The organism is Salinispira sp., from assembly GCF_059431795.1.
Genome location: NZ_JBXWXS010000007.1, coordinates 1 through 22,642, shown reverse-complemented (window position 1 = coordinate 22,642; position 22,642 = coordinate 1). Strand labels below are relative to the sequence as shown.

The following is a 22,642-nucleotide window of genomic DNA, read 5'->3' as shown; positions in this document are numbered from 1 at the left end:
ATGAAATGACTGAACATATGAGCGTAGAGGAAACAAATCGGGAGACGGTGAAGAACACTGCCCGATTCATGGATGAAATAAAACTGGAGCATGTTACGGCTCTGGATTTCCAGGGAAAATCAAGCATTACGGATTACTATATTATCGCTACAGTGAACTCCTACGGGCAGCTCAGGGGGGCGGTAAAACGGCTCCACGAATATTTTTATGAGCAGCAGATTGATTGCCGGGGCGGAAAAAAGCAGTCTGAAGAAGACAACTGGACGCTTCTTGACTGTGACTATTTTATTATTCACCTCATGACCAAAGAAGCCAGGGCGTTTTACGATCTGGAAAAACTGTGGTTTGAAGCTGAACGGCTGGAAACGGGAGTGTAATATGAATCTTTCCAACGGGGAATTGGGAGAGGAATTCGGCCGATTATTGAATTATACCCTGAAGGAAGACCTGGGGGAGCTTGGTGATATTACCAGCGATGCGATATTCTCCCCCTCCCGGGAAACCCGGGCTGTAATTATTTCCCGGCAGGCAGGGGTTCTTTCGGGGCTGGACTGTGCCATTGAGACCTTCCGCTCATGTGCAGGCCAGGGAGCCGTTCAGCTGCGCGCTGAAAGCCGTGACGGTGATATTTTGCAAGAGGACCAAAATGTACTTCAGATTTCCGGGCCTGCCCGCTCCCTTCTCCGTGCTGAACGGATAGCCCTCAACTTTCTCGGCTTTTTCTCGGGAATTGCAGGTACTGTTAGAGATCACTGTAATGCCCTGGAAGGATCTTCAACCCGAATTCTTGACACCCGCAAGACATTGCCGGGGTACCGCCGGCTCTCCAAGGCGGCGGTTGCCGATGGGGGTGGGTTTAATCATCGAATGGGTTTGTACGATATGGTGATGATTAAAGATAACCATGCCGATGCTGCCGGCGGGCTTGCTGAGGCGGTGAACCGGGTTCACGAGCTCTGGGGTGATCGATTCAAAATAGAAGTTGAGTGCCGAAACCTGGAGCAGGTTGCCCTTGCCCTGACCCTGGATGTAGATGTAATCATGCTGGATAATATGAGCAGCGAAGATTGCCGGGAAGCTGTTCGCATTCGGGAGCAGCAGGGGCGGTCAGAGGTTGCCTATGAAGCCTCCGGCGATTTTACTCCGGCAAAAATCAAGGAATATGCGGATCTTGGTTTGGACTTCATATCGGTGGGTGCGTTGACCCATTCGGTGAGAAACCACAATTTTTCCATGCGGATAATCCAATGATCAGCAGCGGCCGGTTTATAGCCCATGGATAGATACCGGTCCGGCATTAATTACAGGTGAAAAACGTGGAGCAAAAAATACAGGATGTGCTGATTATCGGAACCGGTATCGCCGGTTTGTCTGCTGCCGTAACTGCGGCGGAGGCGGGGCTCTCGGTGTCCGTTCTGTCAAAAGACGGCGATATTTCTCAAAACAATACCTGGTGGGCCCAGGGCGGAATCGTTGCCGAAGGGATTAACGATAATCCTGAACTTCTGGTTAAAGATATTATGGACGCCGGAAGCTGGATTAATAACGTACAGGCGGTGAATATCGTTGCCCAGGAAGGTCCCGGGCTGGTACATGAGCTTTTGATTAATAAGGCGGGAGTAGGGTTTGAACGGGGCGACGACGGCAGCTATGACCGCACCCGGGAAGGTGCACATTCGCTGAGGCGCATATTCCACGTAAAGGATCAAACCGGCCGTGCTATTCAGGAGCGGCTTATGGCATATGCCCGGGATATGGAAAATATCACCTTTCTTTCAGGCAGGGTTGCCGTCGACCTGATTACTAACACCCACCACTCGGCAGATCCCCAGCAGCGCTATAAAAAGCGGAGGGTCTTGGGAGCATACGTCCTGGATGAGCTTTCCGGGGAGATAACACCCATGTTTTCACCTTCGGTGGTTTTGGCTACCGGAGGAGTGGGTGCCCTCTACCTTCATACCTCGAATCCCGCTTCCGCCAGCGGTGATGGTATCGCCATGGCCTACCGGGCAGGCTGCGAAATTATCAATTCCGAATACATTCAATTTCATCCCACCACCCTCTACCACCGGGACGCCCAGCGATTTCTTATGACCGAAGCTCTCCGTGGGGAAGGTGCACGCCTGATGAACCGTCGGGGCGAATACTTCATGGAACGCTATCAGCCTGAGCTGAAAGACCTGGCTCCCCGGGATGAAGTCGCCAGAGCCATATACAACGAGATGGACAGCTCTACCGGATTTGTGTACCTGGATGCCAGAAATCTGAAAGTGGATGTGCAGCAGCGCTTTCCCGGCATCTTTAACCGCTGCAGCCAATTGGATATGGATATCCGGCATGATCTCATTCCCGTTGTGCCCGCCGCCCACTATTTCTGCGGGGGAATTAAAGTGAATTCCAACGGTAGAACCGAGATTAAAAACCTCTACGCGGTGGGGGAGAGCGCGGGAACCGGGGTTCACGGCGCCAACCGTCTTGCTTCAGTCAGCCTTCTGGAAGGGCTGGTATTCGGCGTTCGGGCGGCACGAAGCATTATCCGGAACGAGGCAGAGCTGAAACAAGATCTGATCAACAGCATTCCGGACTGGAAATATCCCTCCAGGGTGGTTGATTTCGATCCCCTGCTGATTAAACATGATCTGCAAAATATCCAGACAACCATGTGGAATTACGTGGGAATTCTCAGAACCGAAAAACGCCTTGATCGCGCCCTCTCGGATCTGAACTACTATACCCACCGGATTGAGCGCTTCTACAACGAAGCCCGGGCGGGCAAAGATATTATCCAGTTGAGGAACGCGGTGTTGAGCGCAACGGTTATCGCCAGAGCGGCCCGGGCGAACACCGAGTCCCGGGGCTGCCATTTTCGGGAGCCTCCCCGAAGCATGGACGCCGGTTGAATCATATCCAGAAAATGGAGACAATCCCATAAATCGTGCATATTTAGTTGGACATCAGTATTTCCACCGCATATACTTTGTGTAGGCACAATGTTTCCGCTGATCTATTGTTACCCCGTGCCAGGAGTTTATGGCTCTGAACGTACAGTCCGGTTCGGATCGGTTACATCAAACTGAAGGAGCATAAAATGCAGATCACTGATATCCGAGTACGGCGGGTGAGCTCTGAAGGGAAATTAAAGGCGTACGTTACCGTTACCTTCGATGATTGCTTTGTGGTGCATAATGTGAAGGTTATTGAAGGGAAAAGCGGGGTTTTTATCGCCATGCCCAGCCGGAAAACCAAAACCGGGGAATACAAGGATGTTGCCCATCCGATTAATTCTGACTTTCGCAATGAACTGCAGGAGAAGATATTGCAGGCATATGAAGCTCAGAGGGATGAGGAACCGTTGCAGGGCGATTTCACCTAAACAGCGCTGCAGCATTCCCGTATTTACCTGCCCCATTTCGGAAACACCTCGACCATAAGTTTGCTGAAAATCGTTTGACATGAAATGCGGTTTTACGCTATGTTATCGTCTCAAATCTGTTGGGATGTAGCCAAGTGGTTAAGGCACCGGGTTTTGATCCCGGCATGCGGAGGTTCGAATCCTCCCATCCCAGGTACTGTTCACTGGAAAGATTTCATCTGGAGGAAAATATAATGGCTGAAAAAGTATTAACAGTTGAAGAACGGACTGAAAAGGGCAGCTCGGCGAGCCGCCGGGCCCGGCATGAGGGAATCATCCCCGCAGTGGTGTACGGACACGAAGCACCCAAACACATTCTTGTGAATGCCCGGGAGTTCCGTGCCGTGTTTAAGCATATTTCAGAAAGTGAAATTGTAACACTCAAACTGGGTAAGGAAAAAATACAGGTGCTGGTAAAGGATTATCAGGCTGATGTAATTAAGGGTGACCTGATCCATTTGGATTTTTATGAGATTGAAGCGGGTAAGACGCTGAAAACTAATGTTGCCCTTCACATCGTGGGAACACCCGCAGAGGTCCGTCAGGGAGGTATTCTTGAGGCTCCACTTCATGAATTGGAAATTGAATGTCTTCCTAAGGATTTGCCCGAGAGTATTGAGATTGATGTAAGCGAACTGGACACTGCAAGCGCCATGCATGTGGGTGATATTCAAGCACCTGCCGGTGTGAAAATTCTCACCAATGAGGATCATCTGATTGCCGCGGTAACCTTCGCCAAGGAAGAAGTTGAAGAAACCGACGAAGAAGCTGAAGATGAAGCAGTCGCAGAAACAGATACTGAAACTACAGAGTAATATTATATCCGGGGACGGCTCCCCGGATCCTGTGTTACCCATGGGCGGTGTTCGGGTTCATCAGCTGCTGCCAACTGCAGATATGATGAACCGCGGCTCCGCCCCTCTTTCTTCTGCCCGTGCTACCTACGGTTCATTTCTCCTCCCCATTCGGCAACTATTCCGGAAAAAATCTGCGCATAAGGTGAAGCGTTCTCTTTGCATTCTTGGCCTGGGAAATCCTGGAAAAGAGTATTTGAACACCCGTCATAACATCGGATTTTGGTTGGCGGATGAGCTGGCCCGTCATGCATCGGTGCGTTTTCGCAAACGGCCGTTTTCTCCATACCTTCATGCACGAATTCCAGCCCGACGCATTTTTCCCCAGGAACCAGCCGAGGATCTGCGCTACGATGAGCTTATATTGGTGAAACCCCTTACCTATATGAACCGGAGCGGCAAAGTCATTCCCTATCTATTTCGGCAATTCGGGAAACCCATGCAGTTTTTGGTCGCGGTTGATAATATGGATTTGAAACCCGGAACCATGCGGATGAAAAAGCGTGGAGGAACGGCAGGACATAACGGGCTGAAATCGGTGGTTCATTATCTCGATAAGGGATTTTGGCCCCTGTATATGGGAATCGGCCGCCCTGACAAAGAAGGTGCGGTTATTGAACATGTGCTGGGTACGGCGGAAGAAACAGAGATGGAACATTACCGGCATATTACCCGGGATTTGCCGGAAATTCTCTTCGCTCTTTTCACTTCCCCCGTGGAACAAATCATCGAACGGATTAACACCTACAGTTACAGTGAAATATCAGCAGGTGTCTGACCTCCTCACTACTCAGCGCTCCCGGGATTTTTACAGCCGCTTCTGCAAAGCCATGGCCGGTACAATCGCAGAAGGGACCGGGGATTTGATTACAGCAGTCTCCGGGGGCAGGGATTCGTCTCTTCTTATACACCTTCTGGCAATTCTCAGGACTGATACGGTATTCCCGCAGAAATTCAGGCTCAGGGCCATACATATAGATCATGGTATCCGCAGCATGCAGGAATCTCTGAAGGACCTGGATATTATCTCCGCCTTTTGTGTACGCTTGAGCGTCCCGCTTACCGTTTATCGGGAACCCCACGGACGACTGAAGTCCGCTGCGGCCTCCGCCGGCGGATTGGAAGCCGCTGCAAGAATGCTCAGGTACAGGGTGCTTGAGGAATTGCCGGATTTTTTTCAGGATACAGCCGGGGAGGGGAGCAGCCAAGTTCTATTAACCGCCCATCATGGCGACGACACCCGGGAGACAATCCTGCTGAGTTTACTCGAGGGCAGTCTTGGTACCCGGCTGCTGGGTATCCCCGGAGAAAGCTCCGGTGTAATCAGGCCATTTTTAGCCATGGAACCCCCTCCGGGGAGAAGTGAGATAAACGCGGTTTCAGAGGATATGAAAATTCCCTTTGTGGAGGATGTGAGTAACTTAGAATCTGTTCAACGGAGAAATTTTCTCCGCAACCGAATTCTTCCCGCTCTGGATCGGCATTTCGGACATATGGACCGGCGCCTGGATGCCCTTGCTCACAGCTGGAAGGAGATTCATGAGTATCTTGAGCGTCAAGTACCGCCGAAGCTTTGGGAAAACTGTCCAATACCCGGAAGAGAGCATTTCCAGGCCCCAGTTCAAAGTTTTTGCCGCCTTGAACCCCTTATTCAAATCAGAAGTATTAAACAGATTCTTGGAACATTAACCCCTCCCCCCCGGGAGGGGCGGATCCCGGAAGAGTTCTTCCGGGGGCTCGGCAAGATGGCGTGCAGGGCATCCGGTAAGGGGAACAGCCAGCGCTACGAGGGCTATGGGCTGAGATTTCACCTGGAGTATGACCGCATATATCTCTATACTTCCCTTGCCCCGGGACGAAAAAAACGGTATTTTGTACCATTGAATACCGGGAGGGAGAGTCAAATTCAGCCTGCACGGGGATTGACTCTGATATTCACTCCAGTACGCCGGGTTGCTGAGGGTTCAGGACGCGGTGGAGAATCAGACGGACCGGAATTAGCCGATGGCCTGTTTCTCAGAAATTTGGAAGACGGCGAATCGCTAAAGAAATATCTTAAACTCCCGGAAAAGAATGAGTATCTTACTCTTGCAGATCTTATTCGGCGCAGGCGCATCCCCGCATGGATGGGGGAGGATGTTTTCCTTCTGGAAGACGGCAGGCGATGGTATGGAATGATGTATCCTGATAATCTTCGAGGAGAATGGAGTTTCCAGCCTTTTTATGGCGGAGGAGATTCCCGGCGGGGAATAGAAGGGGATCTTCGGAGCAATCCGGAGCTGATGTGGAAATACGATATTATAATAAGAATGGAGCAGTGCTGGTGAGCGAGAATAAGCAGAATCCAAATGGCGATAACAATAATAATGATCCCAAACAACCAATGAACTTCAATTTCAAAAACAACCGCTTTGCATTGATTATGCTCATTGCGGTCCTCATGAGTTTCATATTTTTCTTTCTTCCCGGGGTAAGCCCCCAGGCAAACGAGATCGACTATTCTCAATTCTTAAGCTACCTGGAATCCGGGGTGATCCAACAGGTAAATATAATCGGGAATACGGTAATTGAAGGAAGAATGCAGCGCAACGGTGAGCTGCAGACATTCACCACCAGAATTCCCTATGTGGATGAAGCTCTGATCGGCCGCCTGGAAGAAGAGGGTGTGGCTTTCGGCGGTGAAAAAAGCCCCACCAGCCCAATGATGGTATTGGTGCAGCTCTTCCCCTGGGTAATCGGTATCTTTTTTATCTGGTTTATGCTTCGCCAGCTTCAAGGCAACGGTAACAAAGCTTTCAGCTTCGGAAAGAGCAAAGCCAAGATGTACGCAGATGAAGGAAAGAAGGTGATCTTCTCTGATGTTGCGGGACAAAAAGAGGCGAAATATGAACTGCAGGAAGTTGTTGAGTTCCTGAAAAACCCCAAAAAGTTCGAGGATATGGGCGCGAAAATTCCCAAGGGCGTTCTCCTGGTGGGAATGCCGGGTACTGGTAAAACCCTCCTGGCCAAGGCAACCGCCGGCGAAGCGGGGGTCAAATTCTTCCACATGTCGGGCTCCGATTTTGTTGAAATGTTCGTAGGGGTTGGGGCCAGCAGGGTACGGGATCTTTTCGAACAAGGGCGGAAAAATTCTCCCTGTATTATTTTCATTGATGAATTAGACGCGGTTGGCCGTACCCGGGGTGCCGGATACGGCGGTGGACACGATGAACGGGAGCAGACTCTCAACCAGATGCTGGTAGAAATGGACGGCTTCGATACATCCGAGGGTGTCATCATTCTTGCCGCCACCAACCGAGCAGATGTACTGGATCCAGCGCTTCTGCGTCCGGGGCGATTTGACCGGCGTGTGGTTGTGGATATGCCCGATATGAACGAACGCCTTGCCATTCTCAAGATCCATGCTTCAAAGATTCCCCTGGATCCCGATGTAAAACTGGAAGTGATTGCCCGTGCAACCCCCGGGGCATCGGGAGCCGATATTGCCAACTTGGTAAATGAGGCGGCCCTTCAGGCAGCCCGGCACAATCATAAATATGTACAAAGGATCGACTTTGAAGAAGCCCGGGATAAGGTGTTTATGGGTGTAGCCCGGAAATCCAAAACATTCTCTCTGGAGGAGAATCGCTGGAAGGCGTATCATGAGGCGGGACACGCGTTGCTGCATTATTATCTGGAAAATGCTGATCCCCTTCACAAGGTAGATATTATCCCCCGGGGCTCTGCGGGAGGAATTACCTGGAGTCTGCCTGAAAAAGAAACCTACATTCAGAAGAGAGGCTGGCTGGAGGACAGAATATCCATCAGCTATGGCGGCATGATTGCCGAAAAGTTAGAGTATAATGAAACAAGTACCGGGGTTTCCAATGACCTGAAGCAGGCAACCGATATTGCCCGACACATGGTGTGTAATTGGGGTATGAGCAGTCTGGGTCCCATTGCGCTGGGACAGGACGAGCAGCCGATATTTTTGGGAAAGGAAATCGCCCGGCATAACGATTATTCCGACAATCTGGCTGAAAAAATCGATCAGGAGATGCGCAAAATCCTGAATGCAGCCTATTCCCGGGCGGAAAAAATTATTTCCGACCATAAGGATAAGCTGGACAGTCTGGCGGAAGAGCTGGTACGGAAGGAAACCCTCAGTGACAATGAAGTGCGAAAACTGCTGGGCTTTCCTCCTGCTGAAACAGGTGATGACCATGATTCTATCTCATCCGAAACCCGGGAAGCAGAGCAGAAAAAACGGGACAACGCGCAGCAAAATATGGAAGAACATCATGCAATCGGGGACTCCGAACAGGCTGAGAACGCTGCGGGTAGCAATCCCGGTGAAGCTTCCGATGACAGCAGTGACTCATCAGCTGCAAAGGATTCACCGGAAACGGAATGAACGACTTTCGGGCGGCGTATCTGAACAGCATATGACTTCCCGGACAAAAGTTGCTTTGCAATACTCATGTTTCAAACAGCTGCGATATATTATTGTCGCAGCTGTTTTCGTGTTTGTATTGAGTGGTTCACTCCTGTTTTCCCAAAGCGAACAAAGCCGTGTGGATCAGATGAACCGAAGAATTTCCCGGGCGATGGTCGAGGAGCTGCTTAACAGCTCATCCTCAGCCCCTCAGCTGGATCCGGAACAGAGGAGCAGCCTTGCACTCCGTGCTCTTGAATATGATCCGCGCAACAGCGATGCTCTCCTGCTGCTTGGGGAAATTCAGCTTGGCCGCGGTGAGTACCTTCGCGCCCTCAATACTGTTAATATGGCGATAGAAGCAGGGCAGTGGCGCTACATCTCCCGCATTGATGCCCTCATTCACCAATCCGACATTTTGCTTCGCATGAAACGCTATGGCGATATTTCCGCAGGCTATTCTGACAGATGGCAGGAATTTATTAATTCACCGGAAATACTTATCCGTATCGCCCGGGCCTTGTTTCTTCACGGCGATTACGAGCAGGCGAACGCCATTTGCCTGCGGGCAGCTGAGCGATATCCTGAGGATATCCGCTTCTCTCTCCTCCCCAAGGAGTTCACCGCGCCTCCCTTTGCCGGGGACGCACAGTTTCTCATTTCCGCCCTCAGGTCCGCTTCCCCACGTACAGCAGGCGTGTCTCCCTCGGGCTCTCTTTCAGAACATCTCAGAACTGCGGTGCTTGCCCAGCTTCTTCAAATGGAGGAAGGCTCATCACGGGATCAGCTCCAGCTCGCCTTTACCCGGGCTGGATTTAGCGATCCTTTGCTCAGTCTTCTTGAGATTCAGAAGTCCGGGTACGCCGGACGGGATGATCTGATCCTTAATGAGCTGGAAGGAGATGCCTTCAGAGATTATTTTCTACTCCAAAGCATTCTAGATATGAACTTCAGCAATTCCGGAAGAAACAGGGAGGTTTTTGCCGAACTGCTCACAGGCATTTCCACTCTGGGAGTAGATACAACCCGCAATGGAGTTGATGAGCTGAGCCTTCATTACCGTGAAGGAGCGCTTGAACTCCTGCAGCTTGATTGGAATCAGGACGGCGTATATGAAATGGAGGTCAGATTTCACCGGGATATCAGCGGCATAGCCGTACCCCGAAGTGTTACCCTGAATGAAGGCTCCCGGAGTCTTCAGCTTCTATATGATCAGTATCCGGGCATTTTCCGGGCTCGCCTCAGTTTGTATTCTGCTTCCGTGCCACAGGAAACACCCGGCTCGCCCATACCTCCGGCAGGGCACAGCAAAGTGTCCGTGCCCGGTGTACCGGGAGCCACTGCTGAATCCATGGAACAACGGGATTACTATACTTCCCGAATGGACGTGGAGCTTCCCATTGTAGAATACCTGAATGTAGAAGATAATCCACGGCGCGTTGCCGGTATGGGAAACAGAATACCGGCCTTCCTCCGGGGCGAACTGGACTGGAGATCCCTTCCCCTGGCTCTTCAAGCCGTTACTGACAACAATCCCGCCCGGGATTTTATCCTCCTGAGTAGTCTTCCTGATATGGACAGAATTATTGACCTCCTTTCGCCGCATATATATCTTGTGGAAAGCAGATATGCTGAGTCAGGTCAGGCAGATATGACCGAAATCCGGCAGACCCGTTTTGAGGCAGGTGAAATAATCGCTTCACGGTATAATTTTGATGCGGATGCGGATTTTGAGCTGGTTCATATTTTTGGAAAACAGGGGCTGAAAAGCAGTCTGCGCCTGGATGACCTGGGCAGCGTGTACCTGGCAGAATACAGGGAGGACGGCAGTCTGAGTTCCCAATCCCTCTTTTCCCCGGAAGAACGCTACAAAATTCCCGAGGATCTCTCTCTGTTCCTTGGAATGACAGGATGGAATGTTCCCATGAACCCCCTGGAAGACCGGGAATAGCTCTGCCGTATGGGGCAGAAAATGAAAGAATCGAACAGGTGAAGGCCTGTATGTGTCACGAAATAAGGATGAGTATGCAGCAGAATCGTACAAAGTGGTGGTTAATTATTTTAGCGGGATCCTTACTGTTTCTCTCTTCATGTGTTTCTCCCGGCATAGTTATCAGCGATCCTCCGGCTCCTGAACATATTGAATATATCAGTCAACGTCTGGAAGATCTGCTTGCTTCGGATGAACCTGAACAGATAATTCAGGCGGGAGTGCTGGTCTCCCGGGAAATTAACCGCAGTCGGATGAACAGGGAAGACGCAGGCGAATATCTGCTTCGGATAATCCGAGAGTTAGAACATTTCAGGCAGGAGCCTCAGGAGCAAACGGATCAGGGTAATTCAGCCGATACTAATCCCCTTGAAACTTTGGAATATCGGAGGCTTCAGCTTGAGAACCTCCAGTCACTGGTAAAATATTCCCGCATTATCGTACCGGGCAACGTATCCAACGCAAGTTCTGCTGCAGGGGAACCAGATTCAGCCGATTTATCTGAATGGAGTGGGGAAGGTTTTGAATCCCGGGGAGGGTTTCTGTTCAGAAAAGCCGAAGCGTATCGGCGTGCAGGATCCTACAGCCAGGCACTGCATACCCTCTACGCCGCCTATAACGAACTTGGCGGTTCCTGGTTCCGGGACGCCCGAATATCCCGGGAAGCTCTGGAGTGGTACGCTGAACAGGCCCGCCTGTTCAATAACCGGGAGCTGCTTTCCATGCTTGTTCGAAGCATTGAGGCACAGTTCGCTCTGGATGAAGAGGCGGAAGAGCGAATGGATCAGTACCGAGCATTCATTTCATCTCCCTGGAAGGCTTCCACCGGGGTGGCGGCCAGCGTCACCGTCTGGGTGGATAAGGGAATCAGAGTGCGGAACCGGGTCGGGATTCCCGAGCGAAGTATCGGCACCGGATTTTATGTGGATCCCCGGGGATATATTCTCACCAACTATCATGTTATACAGAGTGAAGTTGATCCTGAATATGAAGGTAAGAGCGAATTATTTGTCCGTCCCGGAAATAACCCCCAATTGCGCATTCCCGCAAAGGTGGTGGGCTACGATGCGGTGTTCGACATTGCCCTCTTAAAGGCGGAAACCGATGCTCCTGAAGTTTTGAGCTTCCAGAGCTCTTCGGTTCTCAGTCCTGGAAGTCCCCTATATGCGGTGGGATCTCCCGGCGGGCTTGAAAACACGGTCACCAGCGGCATTGTTTCCGCCTCCGGCCGGAGATTTCTTCAGTTGGGAGATTCCCTTCAGATAGATGCCCCCATAAATCCTGGCAATAGCGGTGGTCCGCTTTTTGATCGGGAGGGTCGGTTAATTGGGGTGGTATTCGCCGGCATTGAACAATTCGAAGGAGTGAATTTTGCCATACCTTCAGACTGGATTCATCTTTTTTTCTCCAGATTGTTTACCCAGGCACCGGTGGAACACCCCTGGCTTGGAATATCGGTTCAGAAAAGTCCCCGGGGACTGGAGGTGCTCTATGTAGCGCCTGGCTCTCCGGCTATGGAAGCGGGATTCAGAGTGGGTGAAATTATCAACTCCATAGACGGACAGCCTCTGTCCCGGATTCCCCAGGCGCAGGAATTCATTCTTCAACAAATGCCGGGCAGACTTCATGTGGTACAGGTTCTCAGCGAAAACGGGAACCGCTTAACTCGCCTTGTTCAAAGCCGGGTACGCCCGGAAGTTCCTCTGGAAGATGTTCTGGATGATCAACTGGTAGACAGCTGGCTGCCCCCGTTGTTCGGAATCAGGGTTGAGTCGGTTGACAGCACGGTCCTGCGAAGCGAGTATTTGATAACCCGGGTCTACCCCGGAAGTATTGCCGATGAATCGGGCATCAGCGAGAACGATCCCTTTGAGCTTCTTGACTGGTATATTGACCAGGACGAGAATGTTGCCGTACTGCAGATTTTTATTCAGAAGCGCAGAGGCGGGTATCTGAGGGAAGGTATCCAGCTGGCCAATTATATAGAAATCAACAGCTTTCTCTGAGTTGAGAAGCTTTTCCTGCTGGACTATACTGAAGATCATCGGTGGATCACTATGAATAGCACTCAGAAAGACCCTCTCATTATTATTGTTGAATCAAACGATCACCCGGATGCCGGTATCCGCCAGGCTCTTCAGGAGGCTGGTTATGCTAAACAGCTGGTTATAACCGATGCTGCCAGCCTGGAAGCCCTCTTTGAGAAGACCAGCTGGGACTGTCCCCACTGCATATTTATTAATATACATGCCGACATGCTCTATAATCCTTTTCACCCCCTTCGGGATTTGAGGATTCAGTTTCTCTTACCTGCGGTTGTATTTGGGGGCGATCGGGGAGATGACTGGAGGCACAGCGCTTATTTCGGAGGAAATCTGTTCACCCGCCTCCATCCTCCCTATGACACCGCAGAACTGAAACAGACAATCTCCTTATTGCTGCAGGGCTCTCTCCAGGATTATTCCAACCCTCTTAGTCCAAACTGGTTGTACGCAGCCATTAATTCGGTAAAAGACGGCGTTCTCATTATGGACCGGGACCATAAGATTATTATGGGGAATATTGCAGCAGAGCGTCTGTTGAAATACAACATGAAAGAACTTCACGGAGAGCAGCTTGACTCTGTTCTCCAGATGGAACATATTCAGGATTCTATCCAACGCTACAGAGACAGTTTCCTTATAGAATGGGGTGAACTGATTCAAAAAGACGGGGCTCGTATACCGGTGGAACTGCATCAGAAGAAACTATTTGATCATAATTCCCAGGTTCCCGGGTATTTGGTAATCATTCACAATGAGTTTTCCAAGGCCCAGTATGCCGAAAGCCTCAGGGAGGCTCATCAGCAGCAGGCCTTCCACTCCAAAGCCCGCAGCGAGTTTATTTCCAACATGAGTCATGAGCTGAGAACTCCATTGAATAGCATTTTGGGGATGGCCGATCTGGCTCTTGAGCTGGCAAAGGATGGGGAGCAGCAGGAGTTTCTCTCCATTCTACACCGCTCCACCCGCAATCTGTCCCTGCTCATTAACACCATCCTTGATTACTCTCAGCTTGAAGCCCGGAGCCTCAGCTTGGACTATGAACGGTTTCATCTCTCCAGGCTTATAGAAAACACCCTCCGCGTACAGATCGATCAGGCTCAGGGGAAAAATCTCCGGGTGTATCTGGATATTCAGCCGGGACTCCGCTCAATATATCGTGGAGACAAGGCCCGAATCGCCCAGATTCTCTCCAACCTGTTCTCAAATGCGGTAAAGTTCACCTCCCGGGGATATATCCTTTTCAAGGTATATGAGAGGGAAGCGCCTGAAGCCACAACCCTGAACGACATTCGTCAGCCCGTTGAGCTGATTTTTGAGGTCCATGACAGTGGAATTGGCATCGATTCTGATTCCCAGCAAAAAATATTCGAACCATTTTATCAGGTAAGCAGCAACTCCACCCGCAGCTACGGAGGTGCAGGTCTGGGGCTCGCCCTCTCCATGCAGCTCGCTCAGAGGATGGGAGGGACAATTCAGATCCGCAGCAATCCCGGGCATGGATCGGTGTTCACCACCAGTGTACTGGTGAACCGGGAAGAATCGGGCCTGCTCTACCTCAGCCCCCGTTCATCCACCCAGAGTGGAGGACTCAACTATTTTTCCGGAATCGGGGAAATTGTTAGCTCCCGGTTAAATATTGTCAGTGAAGATCTGCGCTGGATTCAGACCATCGTCCAATGGTTGGAATTTGTGGGCCTGAAACATCGGGTGATCAACACCCTTGAAGAATATCGTGCCATTCCTGCCACATCACGCCTGAATGAACATTTTCTCTACGACGGCTCTCTTTCCTGGGTCTCTCGGCTTAACCGGGAATTGGAAGGGAGGGGTGAACGCCCGGAAGGTCTTCAACTGGTGAGCAGGTTCCGCAACAGTTACGGTGCTCTCGAATGGAAGAATACTCCCCTGCCGCTGGACTGGATATTTGAGCCGGTTCAAATATCCGAGCTTCTTTCGGTGCTGCTCAACCACGGGCAGGCCGCCGGAGCGCTCAATGCTCCCGGGGAACTTGCAGCCCAGGCCCCTGCAGCCTATATAATTGTGTCCCAGACCCGAAGCCGCCGCAATTATCCGGCGTATGTGGATGCCTTGAAATCCCAGATTGAGCATAACGGCTCAAGGGTGCAGATGACCTGTTCAATAGAAGATCTTTCGGATCCGGAGTTGTTTCCCGCAGATCTTATCGTGGCTTTCGACAGCAGCTTTCATGACGCGGGAATTGTGGACAGTGGAGAAAGCGGCCGTGAATTTGTCCATTATAACCGCTCGTATCAGGAACGAAACGGTCTGGATATTCCTGTTATTGTAATCTGTAATGCAACTGCCGATGAGGACATGATGCTTCGTAAAGAAGGGGAGTACCGGCAATTGGGGTTTCATCCCATAAAAGTGCGTGAGCTGAGTCCGGCAACGCTTCTGGACGGCATTAATGCGTATTGGTTCGGGGTTCAAAAATATCAGAACCCGGACAGCGAATCCAGCCAATCTGATCTTCTGGAAATAATACAGGCGATCAGGAATTTGAACCGGGAACAGCACTTCGAAGAACTGGAATCCTTAAGCCGCAACTATCAGTATCATCTGAATAAAAGCGGTGAAAAACTTCTTGCAAACGATGTGTTCCGAATCGGCCTTGCAGCCCGCAGAAAGGACAGTGAGGCTGTCTATAATATTCTCAATTCCATGCGGCTGGAAATAGAGTCCTCCGGTTCAACCGTGAACGAGGTATAAGAAGTACGGCGGATATCGGGATCAGCGTCCCGGGATTCTGCCATGTAAAGTCCTGTTCGAATATACTATACTTGAACTGGAATCTGTCTGCAGTAAGCTGCGGGCATTGCTGCATCAGGGAGATACACATGCGATTTTTAATTGTTGAAGATGATTTTGGAAGCAGGCGCCTGCTTCAGGCGATCCTGAAAGAGTTCGGTGAAATTGAAACTGTTGTGGACGGAGAGGAAGCCATCGATGCGTTTAAGCTTGCATGGAGCGAGGAGCGTCCCTACGATCTCATACTCCTGGATATTATGATGCCCAAGCTGGACGGTCAGCAGGCTCTCCAGCTCATACGAAGTACCGAAAAAGAGATGGGGGTCAGCCCCAAGGATGAAGTAAAGGTGATTATGACCACCGCCCTTGAAGACCCGGCCAATGTGATCCGTGCGTTCAATCGCGGCGGCGCAACAGGATATATCGTCAAACCTATTCAGAAAGAAGTGCTGCTGGATGAAATTCGCAAGGCCGGCATTGAATTGCCCGGCTGACATTTGATATAGTGCCATTCTAATGAACAAACATGACCTCTCACGCATCCGCAATTTTTGTATCATTGCGCATATTGACCACGGTAAGTCCACTCTGGCTGACCGTTTTATTGAGTTATCCAAAATAATCTCAGAGCGGGACTACAAGGACCAAATCCTTGATTCCATGGATATCGAACGGGAACGGGGCATTACCATTAAAAGCCAGGCGGTGACCATTCCCTATGCAGCGGAGGACGGCGTTGAATATCAGCTGAATTTTGTTGACACTCCAGGGCATGTGGATTTCAGCTATGAGGTCTCACGGGCTATATCTTCCTGTGAAGGTGCCCTTCTTTTGGTGGATGCCACCCAGGGGGTGGAGGCCCAGACGCTATCCAACCTTTATCTGGCTCTTGAACACGATCTTGAAATTATTCCGGTAATTAACAAAATTGATATGCCTGCGGCTGATATTGAAGCGGTGAAGCATCAGATCGAGCATGATCTGGGGCTTCCTGCGGATGAAGCGGCCCTTATCTCGGCGAAAATGGGCACCGGCATCATTGAGCTTTTTGAAAAGCTCGTAAAAGAAATTCCCCCTCCGGCAGCGGCGGAAAACGCTCCGGGCAAGGCTCTGGTATTCGACTCCCACTACGATCCCTACCGGGGAGTTGTGGTGCATTTCCGCATATTTGAGGGAAGCTTCAAAGAGGGGCAAGAAATTTACTTTATGGGAAGCGAGTCCCGTTACACTATAGATGAGCTGGGACGCTTTCGCATCGGTCTGGAACGAAGCGGTGAACTCCATGCCGGAGAGGTGGGGTATTTTCTGGCCGGCATTAAGACCATATCAGATATCCGTGTAGGCGATACGGTTACCGATTATAAGCATCCTTGTAAAAAAGCTCTTCCCGGCTTTATGGATGTGAAACCCATGGTGTACTCATCTATTTATCCGGTGGACAGCAACGATTATCAGGAATTGGCTGCCGCAATGGAAAAGCTGAAACTTAATGATGCATCACTGGTGTATGAAAAGGACAGCTCTCTGGCTCTGGGTTTCGGGTATAAATGTGGTTTCCTCGGACTTCTTCATCTGGAGGTGGTTCAGGAACGGCTGGAACGGGAATTCGGTCTCTCTATTGTGTTTACCGCACCTTCTGTAATGTATGAAGTGCATCTGTTGAACGGAGAGAAACTGGAGGTGGAAACTCCTGCGGATATGCCCGATTCAACCAAGATTGACTACTCCATGGAACCGTATATTAAGGCCAGCATTATTACGCCCACCGAATACATCGGAAATCTTATAAGTCTCTGTGAAGAAAAACGGGGAATCCAGAAGGATATGATCTATCTGGACGAAAAAAGGGTGGAAATTATCTACGAAATGCCTCTTGCGGAAGTTCTGTTTGAGTTTTATGACAGATTGAAAAGCGTCAGCAGAGGATATGCAAGCTTCGACTACGATCTTATTGACTACCGGCAGACCGACCTTGCAAAGCTGGATATTCTTATCAACGGAAACGCCGTGGACACCCTCAGCCAACTGGTGTTCAGGGAAAACGCCGCATACCGCGCCAGGAAGGTGTGTAAAAAGCTCACTAAGGAAATTGCCCGCCACCAATTTCAGATTCCGATTCAGGGAGCCATCGGCAACAATATTATCGCCAGGGAAAACATTCGAGCCCTGCGCAAAGATGTTACCGCTAAATGTTACGGGGGAGATATCAGCCGGAAACGCAAGCTCCTCGAGAAGCAGAAAGAAGGAAAGAAACGGATGAAGATGGTGGGAAATGTGGAGCTGCCCCAATCTGCCTTCCTCTCGGTGCTGAAAACCGACGACGACGAGTAATTACTCCGGCGGATCTATTGTCGTTTGCCGGCTGTAGGTACCGTGGCTGCCTGTTCTCCCTCTGCTCAGCTCCAGTCGTTTGAGCATACGGATCCAGTACGCCATGCTCTTTCCTAAAGCGCTGAGAAAACCGGTCTCGTAGGCCGGTTCCGGCTGACCGGGAAGGAATTTCCATACAAAATCCAAATTTTCAAGATCCACGAGAATTTCATTCCAGCTATCGAGAAATTGTTCATAGTCTTCCCCCTGTGCCGTGGTGCCGGAGAAGTTTTTCTCAGGGTGATCGGCGGACCTTCCCCGCTGCCCGGGAGGCCGATGCTTGAGAAGTCTATGGAGCTTTTGGGACAGTGCCGAAATTTCTTTACCCAGTTCTCCTGCTAGATGTGTGCCGGCTAAAGGCTCGCCGGCTGCTGTTTGATCCGCTGCTGTTTGGCCGGCTGATTGGCCGGATGGAACCCGAGCATCCTTAGAGATGCCCGGGGTTTTCCGAACAGTCCCTGCGCTGAACGGCTTGCCGGCCGGCACTGCGGCATGAAGTTCCTCAGGAAGTCCCGCTCTTCCCGGTAGCAGAGGGGCTACAAGAGGCCCAGCGTCGCTCCCCCTTCCGTAGAGCTGAATAATTTCAGATGTCCTCTGGGCGTAGCTTTCCAGTACTCCGGTGGTGAACAGCCGGGGATCCTGCTGAGACAAACGGGGATTCCGTTTGCACATGGGAATCTGCCGGGACCATGCGGCAGCGGGGGAAAATCTGTCTGCCGTTCTGAGTGCACGCAAATGGGCAGGGGTTCCCTTCGCATGGGTCTTTCCGGGAGGAAATGCGAACTCCAGACCGCTGATAAACACCCGCCGGTCTTTCAGGTAATGAAGAATTACATAGAGTGCTGTCACCCCTACGCTGCCCAGCGGGGGGATCCGGGGAATATCATTGGGAAGACGGCGGAAAAGAGCCGTTTCGGCAAATCTGCTCATATATGCCATTCGTCTGGGAAACAGCCGTACGCTGGGAGGGTGGCAAAAAAGATCATGAATAACAATGCTGCCACGCTGGTTCAATGCCTGTCGGACGCCGCTGCAGATAAAATCGTCCATGTTTGCAAATTGGGCTTCCAGCATAAACACTACATGGGGGATTATCCCCGAGTCCAGCAGGGCGGGAAGGGCGGTATCCACTGCGGCGATTATGGGGTATACATTTTCCCTTTCCAGCCGACGAATCTCCTCGATTCCCGCCTCAAGCCCCGGTGAAGCCCCACAGAGAACCACATCTCCTTCGGGAAACATAGCGTTCAGCTCCTCCAGCCTTCCGGCGGGGGGATGATGGACCAGATTACGCAATGCATTTTGAATCCACAGATGGGCCATATGAACTGATGTGGAATGATTCTGCCAATGCCGCTGAATAATGGCCTCAGCCTCTCGTATGAGGCTCTCATAGCCTGGGGCGCTTGAGCGGGGAACGGTACAAAAACGTATACCCCTGACTCTCCTGATTCTCGAAGGAAATTCCAGTTGTCTACCCAGCCAAAGCAGCTGGGAGCTTACATTCTGTGCGGTGCAGAAACTAATATCTTCCCGATTGGAAAGCTCATTCAGTTGATCCAGCCAACTGCGCCGGATGCTCCTGAATTTTGTCGCCGGCGGGGCGGGGGAATTATGGAAAAGCAGCCCCCGCAGCGTTTCATCATCCAGGGTTGCATCGGAGAATGGAAAAAGACGCTCATCGGATTCAAAAATAAGAAGTCGTGATGACTCGGGAAGTTGTAATTTGCTCAGATTTTCAAGGCCGTACCCCAGGCCGGGGGATTGAAGAATGTACAGACATTCATCCTCCCGAAAAAGGCGCGTGAAGCGCCGTTCAAAATCGTTGCTGCTCATCATTCGGGGGTAGAGCCTGCGTCCGTCTGAGAAGACGGGATTCGGCATTTCCTGTTCATCTTGAATCATCCTCAAGAGAATAGCAAAAAAAACACCGGCTGTCTCCAGCCGGTGTTGAAAAAGGACAATTCCAGAATACGGGATATTAGTTCTGGTTTCCCAGAAACGTTTGCTGAAACACTGTATCGAAATTATCTTCAAGATTTGCAGGATCCTTGAACTCCCTCTGCAGCTCTGCCACCAGGTAATCCTGTGCCAGGTAGGGAATGTAGAGATCCATAAAACTATCCTGTTCGCTGTCTGCGGCAACTGGTTCTACAAAACGCATCACCACAATTTTATCCCGCAATTCGATGGCCGAACTCAGCTCGTTCTGTTCAAGGGAAAACATTTCGGTAAACAGACTTTCCCGGCTGGAAGCGCCGCTAAGCACTCCGGAACTTGCGCTCTGCAGTGTGGGGTAGAGGGGAATATCACCGTAGTTAATGGCCACAGGATTGGTGGTAACCGGCTCAACCCCCGCTTCGGCTACCGCACTTGCCCAACCGATCTCCCCGCTGCGTTCAATAAATGACTCTGCCTCGCTGCGGAAATAATCGGAAACCTGCCCACGTTCCAGGGAAAGGACATAGCCCTTCACCTGCTCCAGTGCAGTCTGATCGGCTGCATCAGCCTCTTGTACGCTGCTGTCGGCCCGGTATACGGCAAACCTGTCGTTACGCAGCTTGAAAATCTCGCTGATCTCACCCTCATTCAGGTTGAACAGGATATCGGCCGCATCTTCATCCTCAAAATCCCGGCGGATATCAAAATACCACACCAAGCCCCGGCTTCCGCCCTCGGCTGCATACACATCCGTACTGTTTGCTTCTGCAATTTCCTCGAAAACCCCTTCTGAAGAATTCAGGCGCTCAAGAACATCTTCTGCTTCCGCCAGGGATCCGACGGTAATTGAAGAAAGTTCGATGCTTCGAAACAGTTCCGGGTTCTCTTCAAGGAAAAGCACAGCCTCACTGTTCGGATAATCGGAAAAATTATAGCTTACGATATCGAAAATCCTCCGCTCCTGGCCCATCTGGCTGATAAATGCAATCTCATTCTCGGTGAGCTGGCTGTCCATGAGAATATCCTGCTGAGCCTGATCGAACAGCAAATCTTTACGAACCTCTTCTTTCAGGTTCGGCTGCTGACTCAAGGCTTCCTGGAGCAGCTGGGAAGAAAAATTGCCTTCCTCATCCTGAAAACGGGGGGAAGAAGCAAGGGTACGGGTCACTTCAGTGGCAGAAACCAGAACGTTTGCTTCCTGGGCCATATCCAGAATACCGTAGCGGAAAATCGTGGAGTCGTAGGCGTTTCTGAAGGCAGTATAAATCTGCTGGATGCCCAGATCGCCCCCTTCTTCATTCATCTGCTGTTGAACCTGCTGAAGCTGATTCTCGTATGCACGGGCGAAATACGTGCCTGCGGCATACTCAACATCTTTTCCTTTATAGGTACCAAAAACCAAATCTCCGTTTGCACCTGCGGCGCTACGGCCCAGCAGTGGACCTGCTACAAAGGCAAGAACAACTACCACCAGAATGATAATGGAAAGCACATACAATGCCGGATGGCGCATGGCCGAAGTCTGCACCTTTTCTTCAGAACTCTTACTTTCTTTTTTATTGGAGGCCATATAAGCTTTTCCTCGGATTATGAATTTATGCGGACGGAACACTGAATACATCGTCCAGATATGTACGCATGTACAGAAAGCAAAAATACCATGCTCCAGAGCCAATGTCAATTCAGATGGCCATTTACAGTCTGCCGGGACCAACGCCAGGCACCAGTGGCAGCCGGATACCGTTCATTGACCCACTGAATATATGCGCAATTTTATGGATATTTTCCGCTGCAAAGTTTCGGAAAATATGTTGACAGTCAAAACCAATCAATGTATATTGCTCGAGCATTTCAGAAGCTGAAATGTTCGCACAGTTGCTGTGCATGAAGCACCCGGGGGCGTAGTTCAGTTTTGGTTAGAACGCCGGCCTGTCAAGCCGGAGGTCGCGGGTTCAAGTCCCGTCGCTCCCGCTCAGGGATGATCAAGGAGATATCCGGATCATCCCTTTTTTAATCCCTGCGCCGATGCGGCGTAGTGGTCTAAATATACCAACGCACTGTGTCGATTAAGCCGGGTGCATGAACATCTTTTGCGCAACCCGCGCACCCGGTCGGCACAGGCTTTTTTACTTTACCAATTAGATTCACCGGCATACAATACACCGGAATCGCATATAATGTAAAAAATATCAGACGGGGTGTAGCGCAGTGGCTAGCGCGCGTCGTTCGGGACGACGAGGCCGCGGGTTCGAGTCCCGCCACCCCGATTATAAAAAATGACCAGTCCAAAGGGCTGGTCATTTTTTATATATAGATGGTCGGGACTCGAAGCGGAGGAACGGCGCGAACGCTGTGAGCGCAATCCGCCAGGGATGGCGGATTAGTGACGGAGGCGGCGCGCGGGAGGCCCCAGGAAGTGGCCGACCAGAGCGGAGTCCCGCCAACCACGGCTGCATGCCCGCGCCAGGTCGCCAAATATCAGTCTGCTTTATACAAATTTTACAATTCTTTCATATGTATTGCCATAGGACTTTTACATGATTGTTATGCTTCGCATAATAGGAACAGCATATGCAAAGTAAAATTATTCTGAGTAAAGAACAGGCACAAGATATTATCGAAGAAGCGGAAGGGCGTAATCCCGGTCCATGGGTAGGCCACTCGAAATATGTGGCTTTGGCGGCCGAGACTATAGCTATTTACACCGGCATGGATTCCCTGCAGGCATACACCCTGGGGCTGCTTCACGATATAGGCCGACGGGACGGGGTGCACCAAATTCGGCATTCCATAGACGGTTACCGTTACCTCAGTTTAAGCTGAGCCCTTTGTCCAGACCAAAATCTG

16 protein-coding genes and 3 tRNA genes are annotated in these 22,642 nt (G+C 50.8%); 17 read left to right on the top strand and 2 right to left on the bottom strand.

The window, feature by feature from the left end:
* Positions 1-5 precede the first annotated feature (5 nt).
* The 14 genes from rsfS to lepA all read left to right on the top strand — a co-directional run bounded on the left by rsfS (position 6) and on the right by lepA (position 17,815).
* Positions 6-377: a ribosome silencing factor gene (rsfS, locus tag AC52PS_RS02960; RefSeq protein ID WP_495561541.1), complete on the top strand. Its 372-nt coding sequence runs from the start codon at positions 6-8 to the stop codon at positions 375-377.
* 1 nt (position 378) lies between these two features.
* On the top strand, positions 379-1,251 hold the full coding sequence (nadC, locus tag AC52PS_RS02955; RefSeq protein WP_495561540.1) for a carboxylating nicotinate-nucleotide diphosphorylase: 873 nt from the start codon (positions 379-381) through the stop codon (positions 1,249-1,251).
* 65 nt (positions 1,252-1,316) lie between these two features.
* Positions 1,317-2,900 carry an L-aspartate oxidase gene (gene nadB, locus AC52PS_RS02950; protein ID WP_495561539.1) on the top strand — a complete coding sequence of 528 codons (1,584 nt, stop codon included), beginning with the start codon at positions 1,317-1,319 and terminating at the stop codon, positions 2,898-2,900.
* Positions 2,901-3,088: 188 nt separating this feature from the next.
* Positions 3,089-3,373: a septation regulator SpoVG gene (spoVG, locus tag AC52PS_RS02945; protein WP_495561538.1), complete on the top strand. Its 285-nt coding sequence runs from the start codon at positions 3,089-3,091 to the stop codon at positions 3,371-3,373.
* Between the two features lie 120 nt (positions 3,374-3,493).
* Positions 3,494-3,566 (top strand) — tRNA-Gln (locus AC52PS_RS02940).
* Between the two features lie 40 nt (positions 3,567-3,606).
* Positions 3,607-4,227, top strand: coding sequence for a 50S ribosomal protein L25 (locus AC52PS_RS02935; protein ID WP_495561537.1), 621 nt, complete (start codon positions 3,607-3,609; stop codon positions 4,225-4,227).
* Positions 4,187-5,044, top strand: a complete 858-nt coding sequence (pth, locus tag AC52PS_RS02930; protein ID WP_495561536.1) for an aminoacyl-tRNA hydrolase — start codon at positions 4,187-4,189, stop codon at positions 5,042-5,044. The genes AC52PS_RS02935 and pth overlap by 41 nt, the downstream gene beginning before the upstream one ends.
* A complete protein-coding gene (gene tilS / locus AC52PS_RS02925) occupies positions 5,022-6,593 on the top strand; it encodes a tRNA lysidine(34) synthetase TilS (protein WP_495561535.1) in 1,572 nt (523 codons plus the stop codon). The genes pth and tilS overlap by 23 nt, the downstream gene beginning before the upstream one ends.
* Positions 6,594-6,649: 56 nt before the next feature.
* On the top strand, positions 6,650-8,659 hold the full coding sequence (gene ftsH / locus AC52PS_RS02920; protein WP_495561554.1) for an ATP-dependent zinc metalloprotease FtsH: 2,010 nt from the start codon (positions 6,650-6,652) through the stop codon (positions 8,657-8,659).
* A 109-nt stretch (positions 8,660-8,768) separates the two neighbouring features.
* Positions 8,769-10,631 carry a tetratricopeptide repeat protein gene (locus AC52PS_RS02915; RefSeq protein ID WP_495561534.1) on the top strand — a complete coding sequence of 621 codons (1,863 nt, stop codon included), beginning with the start codon at positions 8,769-8,771 and terminating at the stop codon, positions 10,629-10,631.
* Positions 10,632-10,705: 74 nt separating this feature from the next.
* Positions 10,706-12,676: a S1C family serine protease gene (locus AC52PS_RS02910; protein ID WP_495561533.1), complete on the top strand. Its 1,971-nt coding sequence runs from the start codon at positions 10,706-10,708 to the stop codon at positions 12,674-12,676.
* Positions 12,677-12,727: 51 nt separating this feature from the next.
* On the top strand, positions 12,728-15,445 hold the full coding sequence (locus AC52PS_RS02905; RefSeq protein WP_495561532.1) for a sensor histidine kinase: 2,718 nt from the start codon (positions 12,728-12,730) through the stop codon (positions 15,443-15,445).
* A gap of 128 nt (positions 15,446-15,573) precedes the next feature.
* Positions 15,574-15,978, top strand: a complete 405-nt coding sequence (locus tag AC52PS_RS02900; protein WP_495561531.1) for a response regulator — start codon at positions 15,574-15,576, stop codon at positions 15,976-15,978.
* Between the two features lie 22 nt (positions 15,979-16,000).
* Entirely contained in the window at positions 16,001-17,815 is a 1,815-nt protein-coding gene (gene lepA, locus AC52PS_RS02895) for a translation elongation factor 4 (protein ID WP_495561530.1), read from the top strand.
* Here the strand turns inward: lepA and AC52PS_RS02890 are convergent, their stop codons facing one another.
* Both AC52PS_RS02890 and AC52PS_RS02885 read right to left on the bottom strand, forming a co-directional pair.
* On the bottom strand, positions 17,816-19,759 hold the full coding sequence (locus tag AC52PS_RS02890; protein WP_495561529.1) for a 6-hydroxymethylpterin diphosphokinase MptE-like protein: 1,944 nt from the start codon (positions 19,757-19,759) through the stop codon (positions 17,816-17,818).
* 76 nt (positions 19,760-19,835) lie between these two features.
* Complete coding sequence (locus tag AC52PS_RS02885; protein WP_495561528.1) at positions 19,836-21,365, bottom strand: SurA N-terminal domain-containing protein; 1,530 nt, start codon at positions 21,363-21,365, stop codon at positions 19,836-19,838.
* 325 nt (positions 21,366-21,690) lie between these two features.
* Here AC52PS_RS02885 and AC52PS_RS02880 point away from each other — a divergent pair.
* The 3 genes from AC52PS_RS02880 to AC52PS_RS02870 all read left to right on the top strand — a co-directional run bounded on the left by AC52PS_RS02880 (position 21,691) and on the right by AC52PS_RS02870 (position 22,618).
* Positions 21,691-21,766 (top strand) — tRNA-Asp (locus AC52PS_RS02880).
* A 223-nt stretch (positions 21,767-21,989) separates the two neighbouring features.
* Positions 21,990-22,062: transfer RNA gene (locus tag AC52PS_RS02875), tRNA-Pro, on the top strand.
* Between the two features lie 304 nt (positions 22,063-22,366).
* Positions 22,367-22,618 (top strand): HD domain-containing protein, encoded by a 252-nt coding sequence (locus AC52PS_RS02870; protein ID WP_495561527.1) that lies wholly within the window; start codon positions 22,367-22,369, stop codon positions 22,616-22,618.
* The last annotated feature ends 24 nt before the right edge of the window (positions 22,619-22,642 follow it).

Coding starts and splice junctions, on each gene's coding strand:
- rsfS (WP_495561541.1), top strand. CDS start 6: ATGACTGAACATATGAGCGTAGAGGAAACAAATCGGGAGACGGTGAAG.
- nadC (WP_495561540.1), top strand. CDS start 379: ATGAATCTTTCCAACGGGGAATTGGGAGAGGAATTCGGCCGATTATTG.
- spoVG (WP_495561538.1), top strand. CDS start 3,089: ATGCAGATCACTGATATCCGAGTACGGCGGGTGAGCTCTGAAGGGAAA.
- AC52PS_RS02935 (WP_495561537.1), top strand. CDS start 3,607: ATGGCTGAAAAAGTATTAACAGTTGAAGAACGGACTGAAAAGGGCAGC.
- pth (WP_495561536.1), top strand. CDS start 4,187: ATGAAGCAGTCGCAGAAACAGATACTGAAACTACAGAGTAATATTATA.
- ftsH (WP_495561554.1), top strand. CDS start 6,650: ATGAACTTCAATTTCAAAAACAACCGCTTTGCATTGATTATGCTCATT.
- AC52PS_RS02910 (WP_495561533.1), top strand. CDS start 10,706: ATGCAGCAGAATCGTACAAAGTGGTGGTTAATTATTTTAGCGGGATCC.
- AC52PS_RS02905 (WP_495561532.1), top strand. CDS start 12,728: ATGAATAGCACTCAGAAAGACCCTCTCATTATTATTGTTGAATCAAAC.
- AC52PS_RS02900 (WP_495561531.1), top strand. CDS start 15,574: ATGCGATTTTTAATTGTTGAAGATGATTTTGGAAGCAGGCGCCTGCTT.
- lepA (WP_495561530.1), top strand. CDS start 16,001: ATGAACAAACATGACCTCTCACGCATCCGCAATTTTTGTATCATTGCG.
- AC52PS_RS02890 (WP_495561529.1), bottom strand. CDS start 19,759: ATGATTCAAGATGAACAGGAAATGCCGAATCCCGTCTTCTCAGACGGA.
- AC52PS_RS02885 (WP_495561528.1), bottom strand. CDS start 21,365: ATGGCCTCCAATAAAAAAGAAAGTAAGAGTTCTGAAGAAAAGGTGCAG.
- AC52PS_RS02870 (WP_495561527.1), top strand. CDS start 22,367: ATGCAAAGTAAAATTATTCTGAGTAAAGAACAGGCACAAGATATTATC.